Annotated in this window: 8 protein-coding genes; 2 read left to right on the top strand and 6 right to left on the bottom strand. The window is 63.5% G+C overall.

Going from position 1 to position 11,431, the window contains the following annotated elements:
- The first annotated feature begins 69 nt into the window (after positions 1–69).
- Together GV161_RS06135 and GV161_RS06130 are read left to right on the top strand one after the other, a co-directional pair.
- Complete coding sequence (locus GV161_RS06135) at positions 70–1,014, top strand: ABC transporter substrate-binding protein (RefSeq protein ID WP_152016237.1); 945 nt, start codon at positions 70–72, stop codon at positions 1,012–1,014.
- Positions 1,015–1,048: 34 nt separating this feature from the next.
- Positions 1,049–2,785, top strand: a complete 1,737-nt coding sequence (locus GV161_RS06130; protein ID WP_152015540.1) for an adenylate/guanylate cyclase domain-containing protein — start codon at positions 1,049–1,051, stop codon at positions 2,783–2,785.
- Between the two features lie 32 nt (positions 2,786–2,817).
- On the opposite strand, the gene GV161_RS06125 is transcribed toward GV161_RS06130, so the two are convergent.
- The 6 genes from GV161_RS06125 to GV161_RS06100 all read right to left on the bottom strand — a co-directional run bounded on the left by GV161_RS06125 (position 2,818) and on the right by GV161_RS06100 (position 11,419).
- Positions 2,818–3,501, bottom strand: a complete 684-nt coding sequence (locus GV161_RS06125; RefSeq protein WP_152015541.1) for a Crp/Fnr family transcriptional regulator — start codon at positions 3,499–3,501, stop codon at positions 2,818–2,820.
- A 580-nt stretch (positions 3,502–4,081) separates the two neighbouring features.
- Positions 4,082–4,564, bottom strand: a complete 483-nt coding sequence (locus GV161_RS06120) for a type VI secretion system tube protein Hcp (protein WP_152015542.1) — start codon at positions 4,562–4,564, stop codon at positions 4,082–4,084.
- Positions 4,565–4,728: 164 nt separating this feature from the next.
- Positions 4,729–5,745, bottom strand: a complete 1,017-nt coding sequence (locus GV161_RS06115) for a hypothetical protein (protein ID WP_152015543.1) — start codon at positions 5,743–5,745, stop codon at positions 4,729–4,731.
- A gap of 162 nt (positions 5,746–5,907) precedes the next feature.
- A complete protein-coding gene (locus tag GV161_RS06110) occupies positions 5,908–6,330 on the bottom strand; it encodes a GFA family protein (protein WP_152015544.1) in 423 nt (140 codons plus the stop codon).
- 373 nt (positions 6,331–6,703) lie between these two features.
- On the bottom strand, positions 6,704–9,364 hold the full coding sequence (locus GV161_RS06105; protein ID WP_152015545.1) for a LuxR family transcriptional regulator: 2,661 nt from the start codon (positions 9,362–9,364) through the stop codon (positions 6,704–6,706).
- A 993-nt stretch (positions 9,365–10,357) separates the two neighbouring features.
- A complete protein-coding gene (locus GV161_RS06100) occupies positions 10,358–11,419 on the bottom strand; it encodes a TRAP transporter substrate-binding protein (protein WP_152015546.1) in 1,062 nt (353 codons plus the stop codon).
- Positions 11,420–11,431: the final 12 nt, after the last annotated feature.

The raw sequence follows: 11,431 nt of genomic DNA, 5'->3' as shown, positions 1-11,431 counted from the left end.
TCTATGCCCTGCTTCTTGCGCCAGGCTGTTCCAGCGACGCGGCGCGAGACCATCGTGCTGCTCGGCACGATGGCGGCATCGACGATCTCGGCCGGGGCGCAGCAGAAAACCACGCCGGTCATCGGTTATCTCGGCTCGGAATCGCCCGAGCCTTATGCCAGCCGCCTCGCCGCCTTTGCCGAGGGGCTGGCCGAAGCCGGGTATGTCGACGGCCGCAATGTCGCGATCGATTTTCGCTGGGCTGAAGGCCGATATAGCCGATTGCCGGCACTCGCAGTGGATCTGGCGGATCGGCAGGTCACCGTCATGGTCGCGCCGGGCGGTGCGGAGGTCGCGCTCGCCGCGCGATCCGCCACCAAGACGATCCCGATCGTCTTCGAGTTGGGGGGCGACCCTGTCGCGCTGGGGCTGGTCGCCAGCCTGTCCCGGCCCGGCGGCAATCTCACCGGCGTAAGCAGCCTGAGCGTGGAAGTCTCGCTGAAACGGCTGGAGTTCATGAGCGAGCTGTTTCCGGCCGCCAGGACCTTTGCCGTCGCCGTCAATCCGACGAGCCCGACCTCGGCTTCGCAATCGAGAAACCTGCAGGCCGCTGCGGGCACTCTCGGACTGGAGCTGCGCCTCCTCAATGCCAGCAGCGAGCCGGAGCTGGAGGCTCTGTTCGCGGCCGTACCGCAGATGCAGCTGCCCGGGCTGGTCTTCACCTCCGATCCTTATTTCGCCTACCGAAGCCGGCGCCTCGCCGAGCTTGCCATGCGTTACAAAGTACCCGCCATCACCCAGGCGCGGGATTTCCCCAACGCCGGCGGCCTGATGAGCTATGGTGGCGACTTCAGGCAGTCACACCGCCATACCGGAATCTATGCCGGCCGGATCATCAAGGGCGAGAAGCCCTCCGATCTGCCGGTCCAGCGCGTGACGAAGCTCGAGCTGTTCGTCAATCTGAAAGCGGCCGAGCAACTCGGGCTGACCATGCCGCCTTCAGTTTTGAGCAGCGCGGACGTGGTGATCGAATAGACTTGGCCGGAAAGCCGGCGCATGAGCTGTCACGGTGACTCAATCGCCATCCGCTCCACGGAGCTCGCTCTTCGCGAAGTATTTCATCGCGCTGTTCGCGGCAGTCGTCGTGCCGCTTCTTGTTGCCGGCGGTAGCGAAGCCTGGTTTGGGCATCGCGACCAGAAGGCCAGGCTGAACGACCTTCTCGAAGCAGAAGCCCGATCCGCCGCTGCGAAAATTCAGGATTTTCTGGACGGGATCCGCGATCAACTGGCGTGGACGGTCCAGCTGCCATGGTCCGACAGCGCTGACGAAAGACGCAGGCTCGACGCCTTTCGTCTGTTGCGTCAGGTCCCCGCCGTTATCAGCCTGGCCCTTGTCGATGCCACCGGGCGAGAGCGCATATTTGTCTCGCGCTTGGGGCTCAACAAGGTCGAGGGCGGTGCGGACCACTCGGTCAACCCTGCGCTCCAGAACGTCCGCCCGGATGGCGTTTGGTACGGCCCCGTGACCTTCCATGGCGGCTCCGAGCCCTTCTTGACCATTGCCGTAGCCGGTACCCGTTCGGCGGTCGGCGTGGCAGTCGCCGAGGTCAATCTCAAGCTGATCTGGGACGTCATCTCGGCGATCCGGGTCGGCCGAACCGGAGCAGCATTCGTCCTCGACCAGCCGGGGCGCCTCATCGCTCATCCCGATATCAGCCTGGTTCTGCGCGCCGACCAGACCGCAATCCAGCCGCTCCAGACTCTTCGAGCGAGCATTGCGGCGCAAAGCGGCCAGGCGACGTCAGGACGCGACATCGGCGGCCACATGGTTCTGGCCGCGATGGCGCCGATACCCGGCGTCGACTGGAGCGTCGTCGTCAAGCAACCGGTCGCCGAGGCCTTCGAGCCGATCTATGCCGCTCTGTGGCGCACCGGAGCAGTCCTCATCGTTGGTTCCGGCCTCGCGGCGGCGCTCGCCTACTGGCTTACCCAGCGCATGATCGAGCCGATCCGCATTCTGGAAGACGGCGTGGCGCGGATCGGCGCCAGGCAATTCGACCATCGGATCGACATCGCCACAGGCGACGAATTCGAGCGGCTGGCGACACGCTTCAACGAGATGGCGGGCGATCTGGCCGTGTCGCAGGAGCGCTCGGAGCGGATCGGCCGGCTGAAGCGATTTCTCGCGCCGCAGGTGGCCGAACTGGTCGACCGGTCTGGCGACGACAGCGTGCTCGACGGTCGGCGTATCGAGGTGGTCGTCGTTTTCGGCGACCTGCGCGGTTTCACGGCCTTCTCGGCGCGTGCCGAGCCCGACATCGTCATGAGCTTCCTCGGCGAATACTACGACGCACTGGACAGAGTGGTGATCGAGCACGGGGCCACGCTGACGCATTTTTCCGGTGACGGGATGATGGTCCTGATCAATGCCCCGGTGACTCGTGCGGATCCGGCTTTGTGCGCCGTCAATATGGCGCGGGACATGCAGAAGACCGTCCAGACCCTTTTGCTCGATCGACGGAGCCTCGACCATCAACTTGGCTTCGGGATCGGGCTCGCGATGGGGCTTGCGACGGTGGGGCGTATCGGCTCCGAAGGCCGGCTCGAATACACCGCGATTGGAACCGTCGTGAATCTCGCCTCGCGCCTATGCGCAAGCGCAGGTAATGCCGAAGTCCTGATCGATCTGGTCGCCGCGGAGGCCATCGATGGGCGAGCGCCTCTGGTCGAATTGAATGCGCACTTTCTGAAGGGGTTCGACCAACCTGTTCGGGTTTTCGCCGCTGACATAGGGGCAGCTGGATAAGCGCTCGAGCTGCCGCAGTGTTTACTCAGCTGCTAGGCGGCATCGACTTTTGCCAGACGCCGCAAATCGTCGATATCCCTGATCACCAGTCGTCCTCGTCCCAAGGAAATGACGCCGCTGCGCTTCCAGGACTGGAGGTGGCGGTTGACTGTTTCGCGCGTCACGCCGGTGAGCGATGCCAGTTCCTCCTGAGACGCACGGACATCCGTGCCGTAGTCGGCGGCGAGCACCAGAATGCGTCGCGCAAGCCGAATTGCGGATGGCAGGAATCTCGTCTCCTCCATGCGGTCTATGACATCGCGCAGCCGGGCGCAGAGGAGGCCGATGACCTGCTGCGCGATCGAAGGCTCGCGAGCAAGCAGGCTCAAGAATTCGCGTCGCGGCAGAAAAAACATGTCGGTGTCATCCATCGCCACGGCATCGGCGGTCCGGGACTGGCCGTCGAGCAGCGCGATTTCACCGAAGACGTCGCCGCCGCCGAGGACGTTCATCGTCATCTGCTGGCCGAGATCATCCGTCGTTCCGATGCGGATCAGGCCGCGCCTGATGGCATAGAGTCCGTCGCTGGGGTCGCCTTTCAGAAACAGTATCTCCCGCGAAGCGAGGTGTCGCGGTCTGCAGGCCGCCGCGATCTTCTCGAGGGCGTCCTGTTCGAAGCCCGCAAAGAATGGGTTCGCGGACAAGATATTCACGACGCGATGAAGGGCGTCGCTCATCGGTGGCCTCCAGAATTGAACCGCGACGGGGCCCTCCGCAGCCTCTGTGATCCGGCGCACAGAACGCCTGGTCGGAATTGTGCAGAAACCCGAGAAGATCGGCTGCCGCGGCTGTGTTGAGGTCATGTACGGTCGATCCTGAGGAGAGTACCACACTGGCGAACGGCCCGGACCGTCATGCGTTCACGCAACGATCAGGCCTTCGACCATTGCACGAGGCGCCCCCCCCGCGGCACGCGGGCGGGAAAGCCCATTCCTGGCGCGAATATCTCGTACAGCCCGGAAACTGCGCCTGGGGCTCGCCCAGGCTCTCGGAAGCCGAGGCTTTCACTACGGCGCAGCGCCCCTCGACGACAGGACTCCGAACGACATCGTCTCGTCGCGCATGGAGGTCCGCGACTTGAGGCCGCTATCATCTCGGACGTGCCGCCCTGTCCTGCCTGGATCGTTTCGGTCCGGCTGCTGACGTGGCGACGATGGGGCTGCGCACACGTCCAATGACGATGGTCCTCAAAAAACGGGAGGACGAACGCCGGCGGCCCGGCCGAAGTCCGCTCGCGCGGCGCCGGCCGGGGGCATGTTACTCCTTGTTTGCCTTGAGATCGTAGGTGCCGGTCACGGTCGAGCCGAGCGAGCCGTCCTTGTTCTGCGGCTTGTACTCGAACTTGATCTTGGCGAAGTTCAGCGAGAACTGGTCGGTCGGCACAGGGTTGCCACCGGTCGAGTCACCCGACTGATAGCTCGACACGAGCAGGTCCTCGAGGGTGATCGTGTAGAACTCCTGCTGGCCCTTGCCCTGCTTGCGGACATGCAGCACGGCTTTCTTGATGTGCTCGCCGGTGGCGCATTTCAGCATCAGCGTGGGCGAGGCCTTGCTGACATTGGCCGTGAATTGGAGATCCTGGAAACTGGCCTTGCCAGAGCCACCGCCGCCTCCGGAGCCGTGGCTTCCGGAGTTGCTCGCGCCCCAGGAGAAGGACTCGACCTCGATCGTGTCCTTGTGCTTGGAATCCTGGCTCTCGCCTTTGATTCCATCGATCTCGAGCAGAAAGTCGCTGGACATTTTCATCTCCGGTGTTTGATCGTCGTGAAACGAGGTTCGGTGGTGGAAGCGCGTCGCTTGCCAGGTCGCATTGGCATGCGCGGCAGGCGCGGGGCAGACGGTTTCGATGGTCAGCTAGAGCACCGGCAGCACGCGGGAGCGCCGCCATCGGGCATCGGCAAGCCTCAAGGCCCGCTTTGCACGGCCTTGATCGCCTCCGCGCGATCAAGCTTGATGTCGACCCGCCTCTCGGCCGGCACCGCGCCCTTCTGCTCGGCTTCGCGGTTGCCTTTGGCCTGCCGAACGAAGCGAATGGCCCGGCTCTCGAATTTTCGCCTGATCTCGATTTCCAGCGAGGTGACGCGATCCAGGCTGATCTTGTCATTGACCTTGGTGGAGCCGGTCGTGCTCGCGTAGCCGGAGAGCGAGATCGGCACCTTGCCGCCTTTGATCGCGCCCGTCAGGCTCGGGGAGTCCCGCTTCAAGCGGCTGATCCAATCGTCCAGCCGGGACAGATGCGCATCGCTGATGACCCGCTCGTTCTCCACGAATCGAACGGAGAACGACAGAAGATCCTCGGGGATCGTGACCGGCTTTTCCTTGCTTGGACGATTGACCGCGTAAAGGAAGATCTTGAGCGGCACATCGAGCGAATAAGACGACTTCGAGGCGCCGAGCCCGCTCACGCCGACGCCGTACAATCCGAAACTGAGCCCATCGCTCGAATCCCCCGCCTTCATCTTGATAAGGAGGGAAACGAATGCGGCATCGGCCTCGTGCGAATTCTGGTTCTGAGTCAGTTCGACGGCTACGGCGACGCCTGACGATCCACCGTTCGAGCCCAGATCGACCGTGCCTTGCGGATCGAACGAAAGTCCATCGTCGCCATAGTGCACAAGCCACGACGTGGAAAATTTATAGTGCCCGGTTCCAGGTGCATTAGGGTAATTTTGCTGAATCCTGGGATTCTGCATAAATTGCCCGATAGCGATGTTCGTAATATTGTCTTCATACAAGGCATAATCGATATTGATATTTAATTTTATCTCCGTTACTTTTTGCCACTTAATATGCCAGTACTTTGCTAAAAATATTGCACTGAATCCAGTGAAATCCAGTTCATGGGTGACATCACCGATAATTGATACCTTGGCGTCGATATTGATAGTCCCTTTATATTTATGTGGGTTGTAGATCTTCATCAACTTGCTTCCATATTCAGGATGCGATTCTACGACGCTGGGCATCCGCCCTCGCGTGTCCCATTCATTTCGTTGGGGGAGCGCCCAGCGCCTTGCTGTCGTCCGCTCGGCCTGCGCAAGCAGCTGAACCGCCGGCCTGAAGGCCTTCGACGATGTCGTGGACTACTCGGCGATTTCCTCGCCGGAGCCGCCGAACGCCGCCGGGAAGTCCTTCAGCTTGGGCAGGCCGTCCCGCATCGGCAGCACGGTCTCGGCGTAGTTGACGTGGACGCCGGGGGCAAAGGGCAGCGTCGGGATCGTCGCGGCGAAGACGTCGACGAGTCCCAAGGGCGGATGGTTCGTCATCAGATGCCCGCCGCATTTCGAACAGTACTGACGCTGGCTCAGCGCGGTCTTCTGGAAGGTCGCGACATGCTCGGCCCCGGATGTGACCCGCACCGCCTCGGGCTTCCACAGGGTAAACGCGTTCACCGGACCGCCGGACCACGAGCGGCAGGAGCTGCAATGGCAATAGCCCATCGCCTCCGCTTCGCCGCTGACCTCAAGTTCGACTGCGCCGCAAAAGCATTTTCCAAAGTGCGTCATGGCGTCCCGTTTTCAACTGATTGAACCCTGCTAACCTGATCAAGCTAGGCTCCGTGACAGGCGGCGGCATCGGGAAGGGCTCCCTATTTTGCGGCCTGGCCTTCCCTATTTTGTCGTCGCCACGATGAGTTCGATGTCCTGCCTCACCCGGCCGCTGAGTGGCCTCTCCTCGCATCGCGGCCTGGGCAGATGCGTCGGCCAACGGAAGCCGCAATGATCCTGAGGTGCCCGACGCAGGCCGCGAGGCCGAGTACGACGGCCCTGCAAGAGCGTCTCCGACAGGAGCCATTGCGTCCCGCCTCGATCCCGTTGGACTGCCCCAACTCGATCAAGCCATGTGGCGTGGCGGGCGGGAGCAGCGGGAGCGCTTTTCCTATTTTGCGGCGTTCTCTCTGTTCTGCGGCAGCAATCGCTGCTCGGCGGCAATCCGGGCCGCCTCAGCGCGCGTCCCGACCTCGAGCTTTCCGAGCACCGAGGAAACATGGTGATCGACGGTCTTCGGAGAGATGTGCAGCTGCGCGCCGATCCTGCCATTGCTCAAACCATCGGCGAGGCAGCCGAGAATCTCCATCTCGCGCCTGGTCAATGCGAACGGATTCCGGCGCGTGGACGCTCTTTGGCCGCGCGGAATCTTGAGCATTCCGTTGCCGCGCATCTTCTGCCGCAGGATCGCGGCTGCCGGCGCGGCACCGAGCCTGTCGAATATCTCGAGAGCGGCCAGCTGTGTCGGCGCGTCGCCATCCGTCAGAGCGCGAGCTTCCTCATAGGGACAGCCCAGGCGTCGCCAAGCTTCGGCCGCGCCCTGCCAATTCCCCTCGATCTGCAAGAGGAAGGGCGGCGCGCTGTACTCCGGCGCGACGACAGGGCCGCCGGCCTTCCAGCGCCAGAACGCGAGCTCGCCAGCGTACCAGTTGTGCCGGCACCGAGTGGCAAGATCGTAGACCGCGATTGCCTCTGCCCTCGCGGTCTCATGGTCGCCGGCAAGCCAGGCGATTTCGGCGCGCGCCGCCCGAACCGGCGCGAGCCGCTGCAGGGTGTTTGTCTGCAACGATAGCTCGAGCGCTTCGTCGAGAGCCGTGGTTGCGCCGGGATCGCCGCGCCTTGCGCGCAAGCGGCCCAATGCGACCAGGGCTACGATCCGGCTTATGGCCGCGATGTTGCGGCATTCGACAACCGAGGTTGCGATGTCGAAAGCCTCATTCCAGCGTCCCTGATAGAGCCGCGTGATCGCGAGCCAGGCGCCCATGTAATGACTGGCACGATCCAGGTCGCGATCGGCTGCGTAGGCGATGCCCTCGACGAGATGTCGTTCAGCTTCGAAGAACTGATGCTGCTCGCCATAGCATGACCCCAGATTAGTGTAGGCGTGGCCGATCAGGTCTTCGAGCCCGGCCTGGCGGGCGAAGGCGAGGCTTCTGTCCATATACGGACGGCCTCTCTCGTCTCCGGATACAAGCATCGCCGACCCGACAGTATTCTCCGCCGCGGCGATGATGGCCTTGTCATGGAAGCGGGAGGCGAGCTCGATCGCCTTCTTCCCCCAACGCATGGCGATCAGGCATTCTCGATTCAGCATCCGCAGATGGGCCTGGACCTGGTAGGCAGCTGCCAGCTCGCGCGTGGGAGGCATCACCTCCAGCACCTCGATGGCGCGCCGGCTCGCCTCTTCTGCGGCGGCGTTCTGGCCGCTCCGAACGAGAGGCAAGGCGCGAGCCGCGAGACTCTCGCCCTCCTTCAGGCGATCGCCCGCCTGCCGCCAGCATTCGGCCGCCTTGCGATGCGCTTCGCTGGCCTCGATCAGCTCATCGACGGTGGCGGATTCCCGGGCATAGGCTTCGAAGAGCTGTGCTCGTTCGGCGGGCGCTTGAGCGCCGGCGAAGTCGAGGACGCGGAGATACTGCGCGGCAGCGGCGCGATGAGCACCGGCAGCTGCGGCGGCGCGGGCCGCGGCAGGTCCGAATTCCAGGACGGCCTCTGTGTCGCCGGCACCCTCGGCGAAATGGGCCAGCAGCGCCAGGTCGCCGCGCCCGCCCCCAAAGGCTTTCAATCCTTCGAGCGCCAACCGGTTGAGCTCGCGACGACGTCTCGGGTCGAGATGGGTCAGGATCGCATCGCGGACCAGCTCGTGCCGGAACGCGATGCCAGATCCTGCGGCCTCGATCATTCCGTGCCTGACGCAATCCGCCAGGCCTTCGGCCGCGCCGCCAAGGACGTCTTCCAGCAGGCTGTACTCGATCCGGCTGCCGATCACGGCGGCGGCTTCCAGGACATTGCGGCCTGCCGCACTCAGCTTCGCGGCCCGCGCCAGAACGGCGTCGCGCACCGTCGTCGGTATGCCGCGCCCGGCATTGGCCAGAACCTCCGTGATGAAGAAGGGATTGCCCGACGTCAGCCGGTGCAGTGCGGCAGGATCGAGCGGCTGATCCGCCGCCAGGATGCGCACGGCGTCGATCGTCAACCGCGTCAACTCGATGCGGATGGCCGCTCTTGACGATGCCAGTTCGCCCAGAAGGATCTGCAGCGGATGCTGTGCGCCAATCTCGTCGTCGCGATAGGTCACGACGATGAGAATGCTGGTTTGCGCTAGGCGACGGGTGAGAAACCGGATGAGATCGAGCGTCGCCTCATCGGCCCAATGAATGTCCTCGATAAAGAGGAGCGTAGGCTGCGCCGGATCGCGGATCTGATCGAGCACGTTGGAGAAAAGGGCGGCGCGCGGCGTATCGCTCTCCAGTTGCGCCAAGAGCCGTCCCCCCAGCTGCGGAGCAATGTCGTAGAGCGGGCCGAGTGGCGAAGGCGTGAAAAGCGCATCGCAGTTTCCCTTCAATATGCGCATCGCGTGACCGCTGGTCGCGAGAAAGCGATCAACCAGGGACGTCTTCCCGATGCCCGCCTCGCCGCTGATCAACGCAATCCGCCCCTGACCGGCGATCGCCTCGCGGCGTGCGGCCTCCAGCGCTTCCAGATCTGCTTCTCGTTCGAGCAGCTCCAATCGCAATTCCGGCGGCGAGCGGTGGATGCGTTGAATGTTCAATGGGCACCCGGATCCAGGCTCAACGCCCGGCCTTCCATGGGCAGGCCGCGCCAGGCGACAGATGATGCAGCTGCTTCACTGAGATCCGCCTTGTCCGAGAGAAGGCCATAGCGCCGCACCTTGAACGCCCGCCACGGCTGTAATCTGTTCGGGGGCCCTTGATAGCATGTGCCACCATGTGATCGGTATCACGACACCGTATGTGATCTACATCACACTCCTGCGGCTTTCGCCGGTTTGGCGATCGGCAGCGACAGGTTGGAAGAGTTGCCAATGCCGAAGCCGAGACGCACCACGCCAGGAATAGGTCGTGGCGAGCAGTCATGCTTCACAGCTCCGATTTTGGATAAGCGGCCGAACCTCGGCGTGGCCGGCCTGGACAATCGGCTTGGCCGACTCTGAAGCTGTTTCGGCGTCGCTGAACATGAGTTCAGGGCTGCGAAGGGGATAAGCTGAACGTTAGCCAAGGGCCAGTTCCGGCCGTGCTGCCCTTACCGCACTGAACCGCCCGGAAGCGGCCCCCTACCTGTCAGCTCGCAGGGAAGGTGGGCGTCAGCTCCTGCCCCGTCTGCTACACTCGCTTGCTACAAAACATGCGTGTTTCGTTCATCCAGGCAGTCGTAACCGCTTGAAGAAATTGGTGCCGCGAAACTGGCTGGGTATCCTGGCGCTCCAGACATCTCCTCCTGAAGTCTCTGCAGGTACGCATTTGCATTCTCTGTAGCCGGCGCGATCTTTTGCACCCCCCTCAATAGAGCCTGCAGGCATAGCCGGGGCGTCAGGCTGAGCGCGGGGCTTGACGGTCTCGGGATCCGGCCCGGTTCTGCATTTCTGACAGATCAGGTGCGCGGCGAGATTCGTTAGCCGATCGCTTCCCATGACGCCCGGCAACAGGCGCCATGGGGTCTGCTTGATCATCCAGCAGGAGCCGCACCTGACGTTCTGGTGCGTCTGCCTGCTCGGATGGCGTCGTCGACGCGATCTAGCCTCAGCTCACTTGCCGTATTGCTGGATCAGCGCGCGGGCTTCGGCGAGCAGCTTCTTGCCGTCCGCGCCCTTGGCGCTGACCTCCTTGACCCATTCCTCCTCGACCGAGGCGGTGGCGTCGACCCAGCGCTTGTACTCGTCCTGCGGCAGGTCATAGAAGACGCCGCCCAGATCCGCCGCCTGCTTCTTGAAGGGCTCGACCACCGCGTCGAAACCGATCTCGCCGGCCCAGGCCGAGGTCTCCGGGCCGCTATTGGCGTCGATCACCTTCTTCAGGTCGGCCGGCAGGGCGTCGTATTTCGCCTGGTTCATCCCGAACAGGAAGATCGTGTTCGAAATGCGCGGCGCTCCCGCCGGCACGTTGAGATGGTACCTGGCGATCTCGGCCAGCTTGATCGATGGCGAGCCTTCCCACGGCACGGCGGCGCCATCGACGACGCCCTTGGCAAGTGATTCCGGCACGGCCGGCAGCGGCATCTGCACCGGGGTCGCGCCGAGCGCCGCGAGCATCTTCGAGTTGGCGCGCGTCGCGGCCCGAATCTTCAGGCCCTTCATGTCGGCAAGCGTCTTCGGCTGCTTGCTGGTGAAGTGGAAGAGCGCGCCGTCATGGACATGCATGAAGATGCGCTTGACGCCTTTGAACTCGTCCTCGGCATTCTTCTCGACATAGTCCCAGAAGGCGCGGCTGCCGGCCTTGGCCGTCACCACCATCCATGGCAGCTCGAAGACCTCGGACTTGGCGAAGCGGCCGGCTGCATAGGTCGGCACGGTCCAGATCGCATCGACGACGCCATCGCGCACCTGGTCGAAGAGCTGTGCCGGCGTGCCGCCGAGCTGCATCGCCGGGTAGATCTGGCATTTCAGCTTGTCGCCGGACTCCTTGGCGATCTTGTCGCACCAGGGCTGGATCAGTTTGACCTGCGCGCTCGAGGTCGAGGGCAGGAAATGATGGACGCGGATGATGACCTGCTGCGCCGCCGCCTGCGAGAGGCAGGCGAGGCTCGCCAGCCCGCCGAGGACGAGACCGGCGCAGAGCCGGCCGAGGATGGATGTCTGCTGCTTGCTCATGCTGCTCTCCCT

The organism is Bosea sp. 29B (genome assembly GCF_902506165.1).
Lineage (GTDB): Bacteria > Pseudomonadota > Alphaproteobacteria > Rhizobiales > Beijerinckiaceae > Allobosea.
Note: the sequence above shows the minus strand (reverse complement) of the source record. Positions and strands in the feature narration are given on the sequence as shown.

Bases quoted from the DNA above. Each gene is read 5' to 3' on its own strand.
- GV161_RS06135 (WP_152016237.1), top strand. From the start codon at position 70: ATGGCGGCATCGACGATCTCGGCCGGGGCGCAGCAGAAAACCACGCCG.
- GV161_RS06125 (WP_152015541.1), bottom strand. From the start codon at position 3,501: ATGAGCGACGCCCTTCATCGCGTCGTGAATATCTTGTCCGCGAACCCA.
- GV161_RS06120 (WP_152015542.1), bottom strand. From the start codon at position 4,564: ATGTCCAGCGACTTTCTGCTCGAGATCGATGGAATCAAAGGCGAGAGC.
- GV161_RS06115 (WP_152015543.1), bottom strand. From the start codon at position 5,745: ATGAAGATCTACAACCCACATAAATATAAAGGGACTATCAATATCGAC.
- GV161_RS06110 (WP_152015544.1), bottom strand. From the start codon at position 6,330: ATGACGCACTTTGGAAAATGCTTTTGCGGCGCAGTCGAACTTGAGGTC.
- GV161_RS06100 (WP_152015546.1), bottom strand. From the start codon at position 11,419: ATGAGCAAGCAGCAGACATCCATCCTCGGCCGGCTCTGCGCCGGTCTC.